This window comes from Gulbenkiania mobilis (genome assembly GCA_004346645.1).
Lineage (GTDB): Bacteria > Pseudomonadota > Gammaproteobacteria > Burkholderiales > Chromobacteriaceae > Gulbenkiania > Gulbenkiania mobilis.
Map to the genome: position 1 here is coordinate 38,489 of SMDA01000001.1, position 18,997 is coordinate 57,485.

At 64.2% G+C, this 18,997-nt stretch carries 20 protein-coding genes; 15 read left to right on the plus strand and 5 right to left on the minus strand.

Going from position 1 to position 18,997, the window contains the following annotated elements; translation table 11 throughout:
- The first annotated feature begins 25 nt into the window (after positions 1-25).
- Positions 26-901 carry a UTP--glucose-1-phosphate uridylyltransferase GalU gene (gene galU, locus EV669_RS00160; RefSeq protein WP_132097574.1) on the plus strand — a complete coding sequence of 292 codons (876 nt, stop codon included), beginning with the start codon at positions 26-28 and terminating at the stop codon, positions 899-901.
- A gap of 48 nt (positions 902-949) precedes the next feature.
- Positions 950-1,492, plus strand: a complete 543-nt coding sequence (locus EV669_RS00165) for a hypoxanthine-guanine phosphoribosyltransferase (protein WP_054286991.1) — start codon at positions 950-952, stop codon at positions 1,490-1,492.
- 54 nt (positions 1,493-1,546) lie between these two features.
- On the opposite strand, the gene EV669_RS00170 is transcribed toward EV669_RS00165, so the two are convergent.
- The 4 genes from EV669_RS00170 to EV669_RS00185 are packed head-to-tail and all read right to left on the minus strand — an operon-like array spanning position 1,547 to position 5,495.
- On the minus strand, positions 1,547-2,284 hold the full coding sequence (locus EV669_RS00170) for an ABC transporter permease (protein WP_132097575.1): 738 nt from the start codon (positions 2,282-2,284) through the stop codon (positions 1,547-1,549).
- On the minus strand, positions 2,281-3,204 hold the full coding sequence (locus EV669_RS00175) for an ABC transporter ATP-binding protein (RefSeq protein ID WP_132097576.1): 924 nt from the start codon (positions 3,202-3,204) through the stop codon (positions 2,281-2,283). The genes EV669_RS00170 and EV669_RS00175 overlap by 4 nt, the downstream gene beginning before the upstream one ends.
- The gene (locus EV669_RS00180; RefSeq protein WP_132097577.1) at positions 3,201-4,547 is read right to left on the minus strand and encodes an ABC transporter permease subunit; all 1,347 of its coding nucleotides are present in this window, start codon (positions 4,545-4,547) and stop codon (positions 3,201-3,203) included. The genes EV669_RS00175 and EV669_RS00180 overlap by 4 nt, the downstream gene beginning before the upstream one ends.
- Before the next feature lie 15 nt (positions 4,548-4,562).
- Positions 4,563-5,495 carry a glycine betaine ABC transporter substrate-binding protein gene (locus tag EV669_RS00185; RefSeq protein WP_132097578.1) on the minus strand — a complete coding sequence of 311 codons (933 nt, stop codon included), beginning with the start codon at positions 5,493-5,495 and terminating at the stop codon, positions 4,563-4,565.
- 237 nt (positions 5,496-5,732) lie between these two features.
- Here EV669_RS00185 and EV669_RS00190 point away from each other — a divergent pair, with 237 nt between their 5' ends.
- The 13 genes from EV669_RS00190 (at position 5,733) to EV669_RS00250 (ending at position 18,381) form a co-directional block, all read left to right on the plus strand.
- Entirely contained in the window at positions 5,733-6,470 is a 738-nt protein-coding gene (locus EV669_RS00190; protein ID WP_132097579.1) for an S-methyl-5'-thioinosine phosphorylase, read from the plus strand.
- 10 nt (positions 6,471-6,480) lie between these two features.
- The gene (gene fliB, locus EV669_RS00195) at positions 6,481-7,722 is read left to right on the plus strand and encodes a flagellin lysine-N-methylase (protein WP_207913758.1); all 1,242 of its coding nucleotides are present in this window, start codon (positions 6,481-6,483) and stop codon (positions 7,720-7,722) included.
- Between the two features lie 98 nt (positions 7,723-7,820).
- Positions 7,821-9,269, plus strand: a complete 1,449-nt coding sequence (locus tag EV669_RS00200; RefSeq protein ID WP_318271252.1) for a flagellin N-terminal helical domain-containing protein — start codon at positions 7,821-7,823, stop codon at positions 9,267-9,269.
- Positions 9,270-9,350: 81 nt separating this feature from the next.
- Positions 9,351-9,755: a flagellar protein FlaG gene (locus EV669_RS00205; protein WP_132097582.1), complete on the plus strand. Its 405-nt coding sequence runs from the start codon at positions 9,351-9,353 to the stop codon at positions 9,753-9,755.
- A 53-nt stretch (positions 9,756-9,808) separates the two neighbouring features.
- On the plus strand, positions 9,809-11,791 hold the full coding sequence (gene fliD, locus EV669_RS00210; RefSeq protein ID WP_132097583.1) for a flagellar filament capping protein FliD: 1,983 nt from the start codon (positions 9,809-9,811) through the stop codon (positions 11,789-11,791).
- Between the two features lie 32 nt (positions 11,792-11,823).
- On the plus strand, positions 11,824-12,282 hold the full coding sequence (gene fliS / locus EV669_RS00215; protein ID WP_055434235.1) for a flagellar export chaperone FliS: 459 nt from the start codon (positions 11,824-11,826) through the stop codon (positions 12,280-12,282).
- Positions 12,279-12,560 carry a flagellar protein FliT gene (gene fliT, locus EV669_RS00220; RefSeq protein WP_054287001.1) on the plus strand — a complete coding sequence of 94 codons (282 nt, stop codon included), beginning with the start codon at positions 12,279-12,281 and terminating at the stop codon, positions 12,558-12,560. Before fliS ends, fliT begins: the two co-directional genes overlap by 4 nt.
- Positions 12,561-12,615: 55 nt before the next feature.
- Entirely contained in the window at positions 12,616-12,999 is a 384-nt protein-coding gene (locus tag EV669_RS00225) for a DUF2802 domain-containing protein (protein WP_054287002.1), read from the plus strand.
- A complete protein-coding gene (gene fliK / locus EV669_RS00230; protein ID WP_132097584.1) occupies positions 12,996-14,027 on the plus strand; it encodes a flagellar hook-length control protein FliK in 1,032 nt (343 codons plus the stop codon). Before EV669_RS00225 ends, fliK begins: the two co-directional genes overlap by 4 nt.
- A complete protein-coding gene (locus EV669_RS00235; protein ID WP_054287004.1) occupies positions 14,008-14,346 on the plus strand; it encodes an EscU/YscU/HrcU family type III secretion system export apparatus switch protein in 339 nt (112 codons plus the stop codon). Before fliK ends, EV669_RS00235 begins: the two co-directional genes overlap by 20 nt.
- Positions 14,347-14,417: 71 nt before the next feature.
- Complete coding sequence (locus EV669_RS00240; protein WP_132097585.1) at positions 14,418-15,284, plus strand: NAD(P)-dependent oxidoreductase; 867 nt, start codon at positions 14,418-14,420, stop codon at positions 15,282-15,284.
- 83 nt (positions 15,285-15,367) lie between these two features.
- Positions 15,368-18,013 (plus strand): bifunctional diguanylate cyclase/phosphodiesterase, encoded by a 2,646-nt coding sequence (locus tag EV669_RS00245; RefSeq protein ID WP_132097586.1) that lies wholly within the window; start codon positions 15,368-15,370, stop codon positions 18,011-18,013.
- A gap of 86 nt (positions 18,014-18,099) precedes the next feature.
- Positions 18,100-18,381, plus strand: a complete 282-nt coding sequence (locus EV669_RS00250) for a hypothetical protein (RefSeq protein WP_132097587.1) — start codon at positions 18,100-18,102, stop codon at positions 18,379-18,381.
- Between the two features lie 72 nt (positions 18,382-18,453).
- On the opposite strand, the gene EV669_RS00255 is transcribed toward EV669_RS00250, so the two are convergent.
- Positions 18,454-18,996, minus strand: coding sequence for a DUF523 domain-containing protein (locus EV669_RS00255; RefSeq protein WP_132097588.1), 543 nt, complete (start codon positions 18,994-18,996; stop codon positions 18,454-18,456).
- Between the last annotated feature and the right edge of the window lies 1 nt (position 18,997).

The following is an 18,997-nucleotide window of genomic DNA, read 5'->3' on the forward strand; positions in this document are numbered from 1 at the left end:
AAATTCACAGCTGTGTTCTACTGCAATGAAAAAAATCACCAAGGCCGTCTTTCCGGTGGCAGGACTGGGTACCCGCTTCCTGCCCGCCACCAAGGCCAGCCCCAAGGAAATGTTGCCGGTGGTCGACAAGCCGCTGATCCAGTACGCGGTGGAGGAAGCCCTGGCAGCGGGCATGACCGAACTGATCTTCATCACCGGACGCAACAAGCGTTCGATCGAGGACCATTTCGACAAGGCCTATGAACTCGAGACCGAACTGGAGTACAAGAACAAGCAGAAGCTGCTGGAGATTGTGCAGGGCATCCTGCCGCCCTCGGCCACCTGCATCTACATCCGGCAGGCGCAGGCGTTGGGCCTCGGGCACGCAGTGCTGTGCGCCAAGCCGGTTGTGGGAGACGAGCCTTTCGCGGTGATCCTGGCCGACGACCTGATCGATGGCGAGCCAGGCGCGATGGAACAGATGGTGTCGCTCTATGAAAGCACCCGTTCCTCGGTGCTGGGCGTCGAGACCGTGGCACCCGAGGAAACCGGCTCCTACGGCATCGTCGAGGTGGACACCCTGGCCGGCGGCCTGCAGCGTGTCAGCAGCATCGTCGAAAAGCCGCGTCCTGAAGAGGCCCCGTCCAACCTCGCGGTAGTGGGACGCTACATTTTCACGCCGCGCATCTTCGACAAGTTGCAGGCCACCACACCGGGCGCCGGAGGCGAGATCCAGCTCACCGACGGCATTGCAGCGCTGATGAAGGACGAGACCGTGCTGGCGCTGCCGTTTGCCGGCACCCGTTACGATTGCGGGTCCAAGATCGGTTATCTCAAGGCCACCATCAGCTACGGCCTGAAGCATCACGAGGTGGCCGACGAACTGTCGGCCTACCTGCGCCATCTGGCCGAAATCCGCTAATTCCATGTGGGCGCTGCCAGCGCCCGGAACGCTTTTCAAGGAGTCATCATGCCCAACGTATCCGAAGCCCGAGGCATCCTCAACAGCTCGGACATCCTGTTCACCGCCCAAGAGGTGGACGCCGCGGTCGACCGTATGGCCACCGAGATCACCGAGAAGCTGGGGGATGAGTACCCGCTGGTGCTGTCGGTGATGGGGGGAGCCGTCGTCTTTACCGGCCAACTGCTGCCGCGCCTGATTTTCCCGCTGGATTTCGATTATGTGCATGTGTCCCGTTATGGGGACAAAACGCACGGGGGCGAGCTGGTATGGAAACAGGCGCCCAAGGAAGACGTGCAGGACCGTGTGGTTCTGGTGCTGGACGACATTCTGGATGAGGGCCACACCATGGCCGCGATTCGCGACAAGGTGCTGGAAATGGGTGCCAAGGCCTTCTACAGCGGTGTGTTCGCCAACAAGCTGATCAGCAAGGACAAGCCGATCCAAGCCGATTTCGTCGGTCTGGACGTTCCGGACCGTTATGTGTTCGGTTATGGCATGGATGTGCGCGGTGCCTGGCGCAACCTGCCGGCCATCCATGCGCTGAAGTAAGTCGTGTCTGCCTGAGGGCAAGCACAAGGGCGGTGCCAGAGGCGCCGCCCTTTTTCATGCGGTCTGGCGGCTCCAGGGCGTCAGGATATGCTCCAGGCTACGCAGTGTGGCACTGGTCAGCATGGCCAGGAGCGCCACGGCTACCGTGCCTTCGGCCACCTGCGCGGTATTGTCGACAGCCAGACCGGCCAGGATGGGCGTGCCCAGGCTTTCCACGCCCACCATCGGCGCCAGGGTCGCGGTGGCCGTCAACAGGACCGCGCTGGTTCGCACACCGGCGAGCAGCGCCGGCAGCGCCAGCGGCCATTCCACCTGACGGAAGAGGTCGAAGCCTTCTAGCCCCATGCCCCGTGCCGCTTCCCGCACAGCCGGTGACACAGTGGACAGCCCGGTCAGCACCCCCTGCATGCTGGGCATCAGCCCGTAAACGAACAGCGCCAGCATCACCGCCTGCCGGCCAAAGCCGAAAATGGGCAGTGCCAGGAACAGTACCGCCACCGGGGGGATGGTCTGGCTGAGTGTGCCGAGGCTTCGCACCGCGCCCAGAAACGGCTGGCCCGCCGCCCGTGTGGCCCATATCCCCAAGGGCAGGGCTACCAGCAGCACCGCACCCAGCGCCAAGCCCACGATCTCGACATGTGCCAGCGCCAGCGCGGCAAGTGAGGTTCGGTCGAACAGCACGGTCTGCCCGGGCGCAGCCAACGGAGCTAGCAGCCACTGCCAGGCCGCGGTCTGGCTTAGGGCCAGCCACAGTACCGGCCACAGCAGGAGCGTGCGTAACAGGGGCCTCATTCTTGTGCAAAATCCTGAAGCGCGATCTGGCCTACCGCTTCGCCGGATGGGCCGGTGACGAGCAGTACCGGCTGGCCATCCAGCAGCCGACTCAATGCCTGACGTGCCGGAAGGTTGGCCGAAACCGCCGGTGCGGCCAGTGGGAAGGGTGGTTCGGTGCGCATGAAGTCCGCCACACTGTGACGCGCCAGGCGCATCAGGGCGCGCTCCTCGCCGACGAACGCGGCGGCAAAGGCGTTGACCGGATGACGCAGGAGTGCATCCGGCGGACCGTTCTGCACCAGGCGTCCGTCCTGCATCAGCGCGATGCGGTCGCCCAGGCGTACCGCCTCCTCCATGTCGTGTGTCACGAAGACGATGGTCTTGCGCACACGCTGCTGAATGTCCAGCAGCGCCGCCTGCAACTGGCGCCGTGTAACCGGATCCAAGGCGCTGAAAGGTTCGTCCATCAACAGCAGCGCCGGGTCGGCTGCCAGGGCACGGGCGATGCCCACCCGCTGCTGCTGGCCGCCGGACAGGGCCGCAGGGTAGCGGGTTGCCAAGGCCGGCTCCAGCCTGACCAGCTCCATCAACGCCTCCACCCGCTGGCGGCGTGCAGCCTTCGGCCAACCCAGCAGGCGGGGCACGACCGCGATATTCTCGGCCACGGTCAGGTGGGGAAACAGCCCCGTCCCCTGGATTACGTAGCCGATACGCCGGCGCAAGGCCTCGGGCGCCAGCGTGGCGGTATCCACCCCGTCGAGCAGCACGCGGCCCGTCGTGGGCGCGATCAGGCGGTTGATCAGACGCAGCAGTGTGGACTTGCCGCAGCCAGAAGGGCCGATCAGTACCTGTAGTGTCCCCCCGGAGATCTCGAGGGAAACGTCCTCCACGGCAGCGTGGCCGTCGAAATGGCGCGACAGCGCCTCCAGGCGGATCATGGACGCACTCCCTCCGGCGTCAGCCACTGCACCAGGCCGCGCAGCAGGGCATCCACTGCCAGAGCAAGCGCCGCCACCGACACCGCGCCCAGGAGCACCATGTCCAGCACAGCCTGCTCCACGCCCCGCATCAGGTAGTAGCCCAATCCGCCTCCGTTGACCAGTACCGCAAGCGAGGCCAGGCCCACCAGCAACAGCAGGCTGCCGCGCAGGCCTTCGACCAGATAGGGCAGGGCCAGCGGCAGCTCCACCAGCCGGAACACTTCCATCGGGCGCATGCCCATCCCCCGGGCGGCCTCGCGCGCCGCCGCCGGCACCGCGCGCAAGCCCAGATGCGTCTGGACCACCACCGGCAGCAGACCGTACAGGGTCAGCACGGTCACGGCTGGCGCCACTCCCAGCCCGCGCAAGCCGTGTTCGGCCAAGGGCTGATGCCAGTGCAGCGTGTCCTGCCAGGGGCGGGCGTACTCAAGAAGATTGTGGAGCGCCACGCCCAGCAGCGGGAGGAGGGCCAGCGTGCCGCTCACCGCCAGCGCCACGGCCAGCCAGCGACCCACGGGGCCGAACCGGTACAGCAGCCAGACGGCCAGCGGGATCAGGACGCAGGCTGCGCCCAGGCCGGAAAGGGTCCACGTTTTGCCCTGCAGCGAAAGAAGCGGCAGCAGCAGCCCGTAAAGCGCTACCGACGGCAGGGTCTGCAGGAAACCGGCCACCGCCAGTACCGGTGCCTCGGCGGCTTGCCAGCGGTACGCCGCGATGCCTAGCGGCAGCCCCAGGGCCAGCGTCAGTGGCAAGGCTGCCGCGACAAGACGCAGGTGCTGCAGCAAGGCATCGTGGTAGCTTTCGGGCGAGATCCGGTACTCGGCCACCATGCCCAGCCCACCGTAGGGTACGCTCACCCACGCCAGCAGCCCTGCCAGTGCGGGCAGCCACAGCCAGCGTCCGGCTTCAGCCCGCACCGCCAGCCAGACAAGGCCGCAGCTGGCCAGCATCAGCCAACCCCCACCAGCGAGGCCGATGCGTATCATCGGGTCGTCACCCTGCAGGCGCAGGCTGCCCCAGCCCACGCCTGCGGTCAGCAGCCCTGTCAGCACCGCCGTCAGCAGGCCCAGCAGAGGGGCTCGCCCACGCGCGGTGGGGAGCAGGGCCGCCACGGCAATCAGGGCCCAGAGCACCGCCAGAGCCCAGCCAGCCGGGGCCAGCGGTGCCTGCCACAGCCCGACCAGTTCTCCGATGGGCAGCACCCGGCTGGGGCGGGCAACAAAGGTTGGCAGCCACAGCGCCGGCAAGGCCATGGCACTGGCCACCAGGGCCAGCGGGTTGTAGCGCGCGTTCCGGGGCATGCTTGGCCAAAAGCCTTATTTCAGCAGGCCGCGCTGGCGCAGGTACTGCTCCGCCACCTTGGCCGGGGGCTGACCGCCCACCACGATCTGGGCGTTCAGGCGCGACAGGGTTGCACCGTCCAGGCTGGCGAACACCGGCTCCAGCGCGGCACGGATGGCCGGATAGGCTTTGTAGGTGGCTTCGCGTACCGTCACGGCCGGGTTGTAAACCACCACCGCACCCTTCGGGTCCGCCAAAGCCACCAGCCCCAGCGCAGACAGTTGCCCATCGGTACCGTAGGCCATCGCGGCATTGGCTCCGCTGGTGCCCTGCGCGGCGGCCGCCTCGGTTTGCGCAGTGTTCCCGCCCGGCAGGATGATCAGCTGCTCCGGCTTCAGCTTGAAGCCGTAAGTGGTTTCAAAGGCCTTGAGGGCGTCGTCGCGGTCGACGAATTCCTGGCTGGCCACCAGACGGAGGGGCTTGCCCGCCTTCAGATAGGCGGACAGGTCCGCCATCGAGCGCAACTTCTGGCTGTCGGCCAGCCGTTTCGGTAGCGCGATTGTCCAGGTGTTGTTGGCAGGGGCCGGCGCCAGCCACACGATGCGGTTGCGCTCCAGGTCGGCCTTGGCCGCGGCCGCAAAACCGCTGCGCATGCTGCGGAAGGTATCCGGTGCGAAGGGCGCTTCCTTGATGAGGTAGGGGGCATTGCCGGTGTATTCAGGATAGAGATCGATCTCCCCTTCCAGGAGCGCCTTGCGTACCACCTGCGTGGCCCCCGTTCCACATTTCTCGCGCACAGGGATCTTTCGCGCCTCCAGTGCCAGACGGATCATCGGGCACAACAGCGAACCTTCGGTATCGATCTTGGAACCCACCACCACCACCGTCTGGGCGGCCAGGGCGGGAGAGGCAGACAGACTGGCAGCCAGCAGGCTGCCGACGAGGGCAAGGGGCAGGGTCGGACGCATGGCGGTTTCCTGTAAAGGATGAAAGGGGCAGGCGGGCGCGGTGGCAGCCATGCCCGATGCATGCTTCATGGTAGCGTCCCCCAGCGGCTTCTGCAGCCTAGCGCGGTGGTGTCACCGGCAAGGGTTGGCCGAAAGGCCCGAACACCGTTAGAACCCGGCCGCCGGATGGTTTATGCTTCCTTCCCTAACCTTGGGGTGGCCCCGGTGCCGCCCGCGTTCCAACGAGAAGGAATCTTCATGCTGGCGATTATCGGCGGCAGTGGCTTTGCCCGTTTCCCCGAACTTGAAATCCTGCACCGGCAGGTGGTGCGTACCCCCTTTGGCGAGCCGTCCGGTCCGCTGACCTTCGGCCGGCTCTATGGCCAGCCCGTGGTGTTTATCGCCCGTCACGGCTACGGACACTCGCTGGCTCCGCACGAGATCAACTACCGCGCCAACCTGTGGGCACTCAAGCAGCAAAACGTGCGTGGCATCGTCGCCCTCGGTTCGGTGGGGGGGATCCGGCCCGACCTGCCGCCCGGCACCGTCGTAGTGCCACACGACCTCATCGACTATACCTGGGGCCGCAAGCACACTGTCTTTGAAGGGGTGGACAAACCCGTGGTGCATGTCGATTTCACCTGTCCCTACGACCGCGCCCTGCGTCACCATCTTCTTGCTGCCGCGGCTTCAGCCGGGTTGACCGTGGTCGATAAGGCGGTATACGCCTGCACCCAGGGCCCACGCCTCGAAACAGCGGCGGAGATCCGCCGGCTGGAGCGTGACGGCGCCGACATTGTGGGCATGACGGGCATGCCCGAGGCCGCGCTTGCCCGCGAACTGCAGATTCCGTACGTGCATCTCTGTCTGGTGGTCAACTGGGCCGCCGGCAAGGGCGAGAGCCGGTGCACGGTCACGCTGCGCCAGGACGAACTTGGCCAGCCGATCGAGACCATGGTTGCGCTGATCCGTACGCTGCTGACTGAACCCAATTGAAGGAAGCACCATGTCTGTAACCCGGCACCTTGAGGTCATAGCCCCAGCTTATCTGGAGAAATTTTCCTGCCTGGGTCCTACCTGCCCGGACACCTGCTGCTATGGCTGGCAGGTTCCGGTCGAGCATGAGAGTTACCTCAAGCTGATGCGCTTGCAGGATGACCCACTGAAACCATTGGTTAAACAGGCCCTGGTGCGCGGCCCCGGCAAACCCGGAAGCGACAATTTCGGGATGCTGAAACTAGGGGCTACGCGGGAGCAGCCTTGTGCGCTTCTGTCGGAAAGCGGGTTATGTCAGCTCCATGCCACGCATGGTGAGACGATGCTCCCAGATGTATGTTCTTCCTATCCTCGGGCCAGTAAGGCAGTCGACGGTGTAATGGATCAGTTTGCCTCACCTTCCTGTCCGGAGGTGGCGCGCTTGCTTGTCGAAGATGTCGATGCGCTTGACTTGCGCACTTCCCAACAGCCGGTGCGCAAATATGTGGAGTTTCGTACCACCAGCATGACACCAGAAACCATGGAACGGCTTCGGAGCTTCTTCCTGGGGTGCATGGGGGCCACGCAGCTGCCGGTGTGGCAGCGACTGGCTCTACAGCTTCTGGTTGCCGAAGCGGTGGAGGGCTGTACGGGGCTGGATACTTCCAAGGACGCTCAGATCGGCGCGGTGCTCGATGAGTGGGAAGGCCTGCTTGCGACAGGAGAAGCGCTGGCACTGCTGCAAGACCTTCCTAGACATGACCTTCTGCACCTTAAGGTACTGGCGGCGGCCAGTCGCATTCGGGCGGAACTGCCCTTCAACCGCACACGCTACCTGGAACTGCTTGAAGAAGCACTGCAAAGCCTGGGGGTTCGGGAGGACGGAGGGGGAGCGGAGGCGGACGCACTGGTATGTGAGCGTTTTGCGGGTACCGCCCTCACTTGGGAGATCGACCAAGCCCTGGGGCGGGTACTACTTAACCATTGCTATACGCAACACTACCCGCTTGGCATGCCGGCAGGAAAGATGGTGCGCGTAGTGGTCCTGCATTATCTGATGCTGCGCTTCGCTGCCGTAGGCCTGACCAGCGCCCGGGGCCGGCCCTTATCGCACGCGGAGCTGACCGAGCTCGTTTATCTTTTCTATCGTGCCCAGGTGCATGTGCCCGAATATCTGTCGCGCTGTATGGCAGCCTTCGAGGGGCATGGCCTTCAACGCACCGAGCATTGGCTGCTTCTTTTGCCGGCAGAAATTTTTTCTGAAAAACCCTAAAGCTTTTTTGGCAAGGGACGATAGATGGTGGGAAGGCGACGCACCGGCAAGGGGCCGGCAAGCAAGACGCCCAGTTCGAAACACTGAAGGAGCAGATCATGCTTACCATCAACACCAACGTGGCCTCGCTGAACGCCCAGCGCAACATGTCCGGTTCCCAGAGCGCGCTGTCCACCTCGCTGCAGCGCCTGTCTTCTGGCCTGCGCATCAACAGCGCCAAAGACGACGCCGCCGGCCTCGCCATCTCCGAGCGCATGAGCGGCCAGATCCGTGGCATGGACCAGGCCCGTCGCAACGCCAACGACGGCGTGTCCATGGCGCAAACCGCCGAAGGCGCGCTGTCTTCTGCTGGCAGCATTCTCCAGCGTATTCGCGAACTCGCCGTACAGTCCTCCAACTCCAGCAACTCCGGTTCCGACCGTCAGGCGCTGCAGGCTGAAGTGACCCAGCTGACTTCGGAACTGGACCGTATCGCTCAGACCACCGAATTCAACGGTCAGAAACTGCTGGACGGTTCTTCGGGCACTCTTACCTTCCAGGTCGGCGCCAATGCCAACCAGACTATTTCGGCCACGGGTAGTAACTTCCGTACCAGCAACTACGGTAACAACAACGTCACCGTAGCAGGCATCAAGCCGGATGCTACGAGTGCAGTGACTGCCAGTCAGGACGTGACCATTGCAGGTTCGCTGGGCTCGGCCAAGTACACCACTGCTGCGGGTGACAGTGCTAAAACCATCGCTGCAGGCATCAACCGCCTGACCGAACAGACCGGCGTGACGGCTTCTGCACGTACCGAGGCCAACCTGTCGCTGGTGGCTGGCAAGACCTACTCGATTGCTATCACTTCGGACAACTCGACCGCGCGTACGGTCTCGTTCAGTACCGGTGCCACGCTTAACAGTGCGGATGACTACTCCGAGGCGATCAATGCCATCAACGCTGCGTCCTCCAAAACGGGTGTGACCGCAGAGTATGACTCCAAGCTGGGCGGCATCAAGCTGACCAATGCGACCGGTGCCGATATCCAGCTGACCAGTGCTACCGGTTCGGGTGACTTCACTCTGAGTGGTTACAATAATTCGGGTACGACCCCTGCCCTGGTGGCTGGTACTGCTACTACCGCAGGTAATACCTCGATTGCGAACGGTACCATCGTCTTCGACTCGGAAAAGAGCTTCAGCGTAACAGATGCCGGTTCGGGTCTTAAATTGAGTGGCTCTTCCAAGCTGCAAACTGTGGCTTCGCTGGATGTGACCAACTTCTCGAACGCCCAGACTGCCATCAAGATCGTGGACTCGGCCCTTCAAGCGATCAACGGTCAACGTGCACAGTTCGGTGCCCTGCAGTCCCGCTTCGAGAACGCCATCTCGAACCTGCAGACTTCGTCCGAGAACCTGAACGCATCGCGTAGCCGCATCCAGGACACCGACTTCGCTTCGGAAACCGCGAAGCTGAGCCGTAACCAGGTGCTGCAGCAGGCCGGTACCGCAATGCTGGCTCAGGCCAACCAGCTGCCGCAGCAAGTTCTGTCGCTGCTGCGCTAAAATGGGCTGAGGGACCTAGCGTCTTAAGCTGGAACGCCTGGCGTGGTCTCCACGCCAGGCTTTTTAACATGGAGGTACACCATGTCATCGCTCTCGCCTCTGGGGCCGGCCATCGGCTCCACCTCATCCGCCGCGCAAGAGCCGGTCCGCCCCCAAGCTCTGCCGGTGCAGCAGGCTTCGGCCGCAGGGGTGCCCGTTTCGGCCAACGCGATTCAGGCCACCGGCAGTGCAGCGGCCACGGCCGAGGCCAAGCGCCCGGCCGACAAGGAAACGCTCACCGAAGCAGCCAAAAAGGTGAGCGAACTGGTCAGCAATGTGGCCAGCGACCTCAAGTTCAGCGTCGATGATGACCTGGACATTCCGGTGGTCAAGGTGATCGACCGCTCCACCGACAAAGTGATCCGCCAGATTCCCAGCGAGGAAATGCTGGCGCTGGCCAAGGACCTCGACAAGCTGGTCGGGGTGCTCTACAAGAACAAGGCGTGAACGCCCTGCTCTGATGGGTTGGTTGCAAACAGGTCAATGACGGGAGAAGGATCATGGGTTTGACAAGTAGCGGTCTTGGGTCGGGCATGAACATCGACGATCTCGTGTCCAAGCTGATGAATGTGGAAACCCGTCCCCTGCTGCAGCTGCAACAGAAGCAGAAAACCTATCAGGACAAGATCTCTGCCCTCGGACAGATCAAGGGCGGGTTGTCCACCTTTCAGACGGCCTTGAAGAACCTTCAGGACCCGACCAAATATCAGACCCTCAGCGGTTCCACCTCCGACAAGGATGTCGCCGAAATCTCCGCCGGGTCCAAGGCCCCGGTGGGGGCTTTCAACCTCAAGGTGGAAACGCTGGCTGCATCGCAGAAGCTGGCCACCGCCACCTTCGTCAGCAGCAAGACCCCGGTCAACGGGGCAACCGAGGAAACGCTGACCTTCAGTTTTGGCACCACCTCGGGCAGTACCTTCACGCCTCAGTCCGGCACGCTTTCAAAACAGGTGAAGATCGCCCCCAATGCGACGCTGGAAGAGATTCGCGACAGTGTAAACAAGGCCAACATTGGCGTTAGCGCCAGCATCGTCAATGATGGCAGCGGCTACCGGCTGATCTATTCCTCTGCCAAGACCGGTGCCGAGAACACGCTTAAGATCACGGCCGAAGGCGGCGCTGGATCTGCGCTGGCCGGTCTGACGCATGACCCGGCCGGTAGCAAGCTGACCACGATGCAGGACGCCAAGGATGCCGTGTTCTATATTGACGGCCTCAAGATCGTCAAACCTTCCAATACCGTCAGCGATGCCATCGAGGGGGTGACGCTCACGCTCAAGAAGGCGCAGGATGCGGACGACGCTGCCTTGCGCATGAATGTGTCGCGCGATACCAGCGGTGTGAAGAAGACATTGGACGAGTTCGTCAAATCCTACAACGACCTGAACAAGATGCTGAAAGAGGCGACAGCAGCCACGCCGGGCACCAAGCCCGGCGAAAGCGGTACCGCTGCGCCGCTGAACGGTATCACCGCCATCCGCAACATCCAGAGCCAGTTGCGCGTCGCTTTCGGTGCTGTGACCGATAACGGGGGCACCTTCAAGTTTGCCAGCCAGCTCGGACTGACCTTTTCCAAGGATGGCCAGTTGAGTCTGGACAGTACCAAGCTCAACAAGGCGATTGATGAGGCTCCGGATGATGTGGCCCGTTTCTTCGCCACCGGGGCCACCATCGAAGGTTCGGGCTTTTCCTTCTCCACCAGTACGGCCAATACCAAGGCCGGCACCTATGAGGTTGCGGTGGATGCTGTAGTGAACGGTTACAACTTTGCCGGTTCCACGCCGTCCTCCCTGACGGGTGGGCAGAGCTTTGCCGTAAAGGTGGATGGGGTGACGGTTAACGCCACTTTGCCGGCAGGTCCGTTCAATAGCGCGACGGCCTTGGCCAAGGCGCTGGAAAGCACTATCAACGGCGATGCTGGCTTGGCGGCAGCCAAGGGCAAGGTATCCGTCACCGTGGATGACGCCACGGGCAAGCTGCTGATGACCTCTACCAAGAGCGGGGAGGAGTCCAAGGTGGAGGTGCTAAGCGGGCTGGAGTTTGCCGGCTTTACACCCGGTGCAGGGGTGGCCGGGTCCAAGAACGTTTCCGGCACCATCGGGGGCTACCCGGCCCGGGGCGATGGCAACAAGCTCGTCGGCGCGGTAGGGACGCCGGTAGAAGGCTTGACCATCGAGATTACCGGTGGCACCGTGGGCGACAAGGGCAAGCTGACCTACACTCAAGGCTTCTCCTTCCAGCTGGGCAAGACAGTAGAGAGCATGTTGGCCGATAACGGTCCGCTGACGGCCTTCGACAAGGGTCTGAATGCCTCGCTGAAAGACTTGCAGAAGCAGCAGGACAGACTTTCCAAGAGCCTGCAGGTGACCGAGGCCCGCTACCGTGCCCAGTTCAACGCGATGGACCGTCTGCTAAGCCAGCTCAATTCGACCAGCTCCTTCCTGAACCAACAGATTGCCGGGCTGCAGAAGAGCGGTTCCTGACGCTGCGTTGACCCTTTGAGGACGAAATACTGATGCTTTCAAGGCAAATGCAGAATGCTTATGGCCGCTCGGCTCTGGAAACCGAGGTGTCGGTGGCCAGCCCCCACAAGCTGATCCTGATGTTGTACGACGGGGCGCTGCAGGCCATCCGGATGGCCAAGATTCCCATGCAGGAAAAGCGCTATGCGGATAAAGGCAAACTGATCAGCAAGAGCATTGCCATCATTGATGACGGGCTGCGCGCTTCGCTCAACACCGAGGTGGGGGGAGAGCTGGCCCAGAATCTGGATGCGCTGTACGAGTACTGCTCGCAGCGCCTGCTGCAGGCCAACCTGAAGAACGACGTGGCGCTGCTTGATGAGGTGGAGGCATTGCTGATTGAGCTGCGCGAGGCTTGGGCCGGCATCCAGCCCGGTGCCGCCACGCCACAGGCCCCCGCAGCCCCCGCGGCCACGCCCGGACGTGGCCCGATGAGCTATGGTGAAGCATGACGCTTGAGGAACATGTCAGCCAGCTGCGCACTTGGCTGGCACTGGCCGAGTCCGGTGAGTGGGAGACACTGACCGGGCTGCTGGAAGAAGGCACGGGCATTTCTGTCGAGGCCGTCCATCAGGCCGTGACGGACAGTCGCGATGCGTCCCTGCTGGAAGAGGCCGCGGCCCTGACGGCAGCCCTGCAGGCGCTGTGTGCCCGGAACCGTGATGAGCTGGCGCACGAACTGCAGAACCTCTCGCGTCAGCGGCGGCTTCAGCATGCCTATCGCGGCTGAGCCGCATCCGGCTGTCACCGGGCCCTTGGCCCTGCAACCCTGAGGACGGAAGGCCATGACGTTCGGGATGATCGTTTTCGCGGTAGCCGTGGTGCTTGCCCTGGGGGGCGCAGCTGCTTATGTCTGGTGGCGACAGCATCAGGCGGGCGGCGTGGACGTAACCGCCAGCCACCTGGACAGCCTGCAGGCACAGATCAGCCAGCTGCAGCGTGAACTGTCCCGCACCCTCAGCCGGCTGGAGAAGCTGGAGCAGCGGGCCAGTGCTCCCGCACGGCCAACCCCTTCTGCCGAACCGGTAGCCGGAAACGGCAGCTATAACCAGGCCATACAGTTGGTACGCATGGGCCTGTCTGCCGTTGAAGTGGCCGAGCGCTGCGGTATCTCGCGCAGCGAGGCGGAACTGATCGTATCGCTCTACCGCAACAACTCTCCCTCATGATTCCGAACCTCAATACGCCTGCCGCCGCCGGTACGCAGGGCGTGAATACCGTCCGTCTGATGCGGGAAGGCGGGCGTCTGCTGCTGGACGCGGCCGTTCTGCCCGCACGGCTGCCGGCGCTGGCTGTTGGCGAGGAAATCAGCGCGCGCGTGGCCGAGCGCCTTGGCAACAATCAGCTGGTTGCCGTCATCAAGAACAGCATTTTCACCCTCAACATCCCGCAGGGCATGCAGGTTAATGGCGATGCGTTGCAGTTGCGGGTAGCCTCCGTCTCGCCCGGGCTGAACTTCGCCCTGGTGGAGAGCGGCAACGCAGCCGCTGCCGAGGCCGGTGAGGGTTCGGTGGAAGTGGACATCAGCCCGGCTTCGCGTTACATGACCGAGCTGCTGCAGGCAGGCCGTTCGGCACGGGGCGAACCGGCGGAGGTGCGCCTGGATGCGGGCCGGCAGACACCGGCGCAGATGGCCGACCACCTGCAGGGCCAGGTGGCCAAGAGCGGCCTCTTCTATGAATCCCATGTACAGGCCTGGGCCGATGGCCGCTTGCCCCTTCAGAGCTTGGCCGAAGAACCGCAGGCACAACTCGCCCTTGCGGTGGGAAACGATGTGCACGCCCGCGCCGGGCTGGCGGAGGGCCGTCCTGTCAGTGCCGAACTGGGACAGCTGTTGCAGCGGCAGCTGGATGTGCTGGAAAACCGGCAGGTGCCACTGCAGGGCCTGGCCTGGCCTGGCCAGCCGATGCAGATGGTGATCGAGCAGGAGCGTGCCGACGAGCGGCAGGCGCACGGGGGAGAAACCGAAGCGCAGGCGTGGAGCACACGGCTGGCTTTGGATCTTCCAGGGCTGGGCGGGCTGACGGCGCGTGTGCGCCTTTCGGGCCAGACGGTACAGATCAGTCTGGTTCCAGACGAAGCCGAGACCGGAGCGCTGATCCGCGGGCACGCTGACCGCCTGCAGAATGGTCTGGCCGCCAGCGGACTGACCCTAGCAGGGCTGACGGTGGAAGAGCATGGCCGAAGCCCCCGCTGACGACAACCGGCGCTCTGCCGTTGCCATCCGCTACACCGAAGGGGCGAGGGCTCCGCAGGTGGTGGCCAAAGGCTACGGACAGATGGCCGATCGCATCATCGAGCGCGCCCGCGAGTCGGGCGTGTTCATCCATGATTCGCCGGCCCTGGTCGGGCTGCTGATGCAGGTGAACCTGGACCAGCACATTCCGCCGGAACTCTACCGGGCCGTGGCCGAGTTGCTGGCTTTCGTCTATTTCCTGGAAAACCAGGCCCTCGACAAGGGCACCGACTTCGATCTGTGGCGCCTGGCGCGCTCCCAACCTCCGGACGCGGTCTGACCCTCTGGCGCCCTGCGCCGTTCTGTGCGTATGCTGTCGGTCTGAATCTCTCTGTTTATCGAGGAAGTACCATGCGCGTCGGTTATATCGGCCTTGGCATTATGGGCCGCCCCTGTGTTCTCAACCTGTTGCGTGCCGGGCACGAGGTGACGGTCTGGGCACGGCGCCCGGACACTGCTGCGCCCTTGCTCGAGGCAGGTGCGTGCTGGGCCGATACGCCTGCCGCCTTGGCGTCCGGCGTGGAGGTGGTCGTGAGCAATGTCTCAGACACGGCCGATGTGGAGGCAGTGCTGCTGGGGCCGGACGGTGTGGCTGATGGGGGGCGACCCGGGCTGGTGTGCGTGGACATGAGCACCATCTCTCCCCTGGGGGCACGCGAAATCGCGCGTCGCTTGGGCGAACGTGGCATCGACTTCCTCGACTGCCCCGTCTCCGGTGGCGAGGTGGGCGCGGTCCAGGGTACGTTGACCATCATGGTCGGCGGGCGGGCCGAGGCGCTCGAAAAGGCACGCCCGGTGCTGCAAAGCATGGGGCGCACCATCACTCACATCGGGGACTCGGGCGCGGGGCAGGTGGCCAAAGCCTGTAACCAGATCGCCGTTGGCGTGGGTGTGGCGGCAGTGGCCGAGGTGATGAAGCTGGCCAAGGCCTGCGGGGTGGACCCGGTGCCGGTGCGCCAGGCTCTTCTGGGCGGTTTTGCCCAGAGCCGGGTACTCGACATCCACGGCCAGCGCATGATCGACGACAATTATGCCCCTGGCTTCAAGGCCAAGCTGCACCTCAAGGACATGGGGATCGTGCTGGACACTGCCCAGTCGCTTGGCATCCGTCTGCCGGAAGCGGAGCGGGTGGCCGGCCTGATCGGACAGTTGGTGCAGGAAGGAGGCGGTGAACTCGACTCCTCCGCCATTGCCCGGCTGATCTGGGCCGAGAACTGATAAAAGGCCGGCACCGCTGCCGGCCAGGTTGGCCGAAGCCCGTGCGTGAGGTGCCGCCTCACGCCTTTTGACGAGGAAGCCCCATGCAAGGACTTCGCGGCGACAGTGGTGCGCTCACCCGGCGGTTTCGCGGGGCGCTGGCCCTTTTCCTCCTCCTGATGCTGGCCGCCCTGCTCGGGGTGTCAGCCTTCAACATCGTACGCGACCGTCGCAACGAAGAAGCGCATGCGGCCACCGGGGTGCTGAGTCTGGCTCGCGCGCTGGAAGCCCATGCCTCCTCGGTGTTCCAGCTCAATAGTCTAAGCCTGCATGCCATCCAGACCAGTCTTGAAGAGGCCGACCGTCGTGGTGGCCTGAGCCTGGAGACGGTTGATAACGCCCTGCGCGAGGCCATGCGTCACAACCCCTCGGCACGCTGGCTGGCGGTGGATAGCCCGTCCGGGTTGCGCTTGGTTGCCCAGTCGGAAACGGTGGAGAGTGCCTCTCCTCCTGTCACCGCGGCAGTACGACAGGCGCTTGTGCCCGTCAGTGGCAAGAGCCCGGTAGTGTTGCGCTCGCTGCGCCTACCCGAAGAGGCTGAACCTTACATCCTCCTGGCTTCCCCCTTGCAGTTGAAGGCCGGACGCGGCCATGTTGCGGCGCTGCTGCCCATCGGCGAGTTCGAACGCTTGTATGCCAGGCTGGGCCAGCCCGGTGGCATGGTGGCGGGGCTGATCGCGCTGGATGGCACCAACCTCTTCCGGCTTCCCAACCCGGCCCGATATGCCGGACGGGACCACCGGCATGTTCCCCCGATGCGGGCCTTCCTGGCCTCGGGCCAGGCCGGGACGGTGATCGGCCCCAACCTTGATACCGGCCGCGATACACTGTTCGGCTTCGTGCCGTCCGACCGTTACCCCTTTCTGGCGGTGGCCGGCGAGCTGACCGATGCTTATGTGGTCCCCTGGCGGCAGCGCACGCTTGCGCAGGCTACGCTTCTGGCGGCCGCCATCCTGTCCCTGTTTCTGGTCGCCCACCTGCTGCGCCGCATGCTGCATTCTCTTTCCGACAATGAAGCGTTCTACCGGGCCCTGCTGGACAATGTCAGTGACAGCCTGCTGGTGATGCGCAACGGGGAGATCATCGGCTGCAACCACGAAGCAGTAGCGCTTTTCGGGGCGCCTTCGGCCGACGTGCTGCACGGCAAGAACGTGCTGGACCTTTCGCCCCCCACGCAGCCGGGGGGGCAGAGTTCCGAAGCGCGCAAGAGCGAGATCCGGTCGCGGCTGGATGCAGGCGAGCGGCTGGTGCAGTTTGACTGGGTACATCAGCGTCTGGATACCGGCGAGCCGATCGAGTGCGAGGTCTGCCTGTCGGTAGTGGAGTGGCGCGGCGAGCGGCTGTGGCTGGCCGTAGTGCGCGATCTCTCGGTGCAGAAGCGCTACCTGCGCGAGCAGGAATTTTTGGCCAATCACGACACACTGACCGGCCTGCCCAACCGGCGCTGGTTCACGCAGACGCTGGAAGCGCGGCTGGCGCGCCGCCTGCCGCAGACTTTGCTGGTGCTGGACCTGAACCGCTTCAAGGAGATCAACGATACGCTCGGCCACCCTGCCGGTGACCAACTGCTCGTCAAGCTGGGTCAGCGCCTGTCCAGGCTGCTGTTGCCTCAGGGGGTGGATGTGGCCCGCTTGGGTGGGGACGAACTGGCGCTTCTGGCCGGGCGCCGCATGTCCGAGGAGGAGGTGTCCGCCTTGTGCCAGATCGTGCTAGGCGCGATCTCCGAGCCCATGGAGGTCGAAAACATCAAGCTGGAGGTCTCGGCCAGCGTAGGGGTGGCCTTCTATCCGCAGGATGCGCAGACTTCGGCCGACCTGTTCCGCTGTGCCGACATTGCGATGTATGCCGCCAAGCACGAACTGCGTGGATACGCCTTTTATCGGGGCGCATCCGACCACTTCACCCCGGAGCGCCTGTCCCTGCAGTCGGATCTGGCGCACGCAATCCGCTCCGGGGAACTGGCGCTTTACTACCAGCCCAAGATCTCGCTCACGGACGGCTCGCTCTCGGGCTTCGAGGCCCTGCTGCGCTGGATGCATCCGAAGCGGGGCATGGTGTCGCCAATGCAGTTCATCCCGCTGGCGGAAAACACTGAGCTGATCCACCCGCTGACCCGCTGGGTGATCCGCGAGGCGCTGCAGCATGTGGCGCACTGGCAAGCCCGGGGGCGCAGCGTGCCGGTGGCCGTCAACATCAGCGTCAACAACCTGCATGATCCGGCTTTCGTGGAAGACCTGGCCACCATGCTGACCGAGTCGCGGATGCCGCCGGGGCTGCTGGAGCTGGAGGTAACCGAAAGTGCGCTGATGAACCACCCCGAGCTTGCATTGCAGCGGCTCAACCAGATCCGGGCGCTGGGGGTGGTGCTCTACATCGATGACTTTGGCACCGGCTTCTCGTCGCTGGCCTACCTGAAAAGCCTGCCGGTGAGCGCGCTCAAGATCGATCGCGTGTTCGTCGCCGCGATGACCGAACACGCCCAGGATGCCCTGATCGTGCAGTCCACGATCGAGCTAGCACACAACTTCGGTCTGCAGGTGATTGCCGAGGGGGTGGAGGACTACGAGACGGCCGAGGCCCTGCGCCGCCTGGGATGCGACATCGCCCAGGGCTACTGTTTTGCCCGGCCGATGCCCGCGGAGGAGGCTCGGGCCTGGCAGCTCTCCGACGAGATCCAGCGTCTGGAGTAGGCAGGCACGTTCTTGGCTACCGCAAGGAAAGGAGCCGGACATCCGTCCGTGTTTCGGCCAACCTGTCCTAGCCCAAGGAGGCCAGCATGAATCATCACGACGATCCCCAAGAACGCGAGGCTGCCCGTCTGGAAGGGCGAGCCGAAGAACCGTGTGACAAAGTCCCCACCTATCAGGAGCTGCTGGACGACGCACTGGAGCAGACCTTTCCGGCGAGCGACCCGATCTCGCCCAGCGCCGCAATGCACGCTGAGGAGCGCATCGCCACCCGCAAGGACGAGAAGGACTGGGCCCTGACACCCGGCAGCGAGTGCGAGGCGCCTCAGGCGCAGGCGGAAGACCCCACCGACCGGCAGGAGAGGGCATAGTCCTGAGCCTGTTGACCATCAGCCCCCTTAAAAGCCCCGCTGTCGCGGGGCTTCAGTCTGTTTGCGTCCGGCTCAGGAGGGCGCGGCTTCGGCCAACCCTGGCAGGCCGCCGTGCTGCAGGTCTTGTTCGCTGAATACGGTGATGCCCGCCTCGCGCAGCAGGGCGGTGCTGACCCCATCCCCGGGACGCAGGGTACCGCCAAATTGGCCGTCATGGATGCGTCCGCTGCCACAGGACGGGCTGTGGGCCTTGAGGAGCGCATGCCGGGCCCCGCAACGCTGGGCCAACACCAGAGCAAGGTGTGCCCCCTGTACGAAGGCCGCGGTATGGCAACCCCCCTGTGCATCGCATACCTGGGCCTGGCCCGCCAGCACGCTGCGCCCGTCTCCTCCTAGGATCTCGGCTGCAGGGCGCGGTGTGGGAAGCCCGCCCAGACGTTCCGGGCAGACGGCAATCAGCTGCCACTGGTGTGCCAGGCTGGCCTGTGTGCCTTCTGGCAGGGGTTTGGCTGTGCCGTCATAACGTACCGGTGCGCCCAGCAGGCAGGCACTGACAAGCAGGGCGGGCCGGCTGTCGGCTGTGGCGGCGAACGGGATGGGGATGGGATCGTGCATG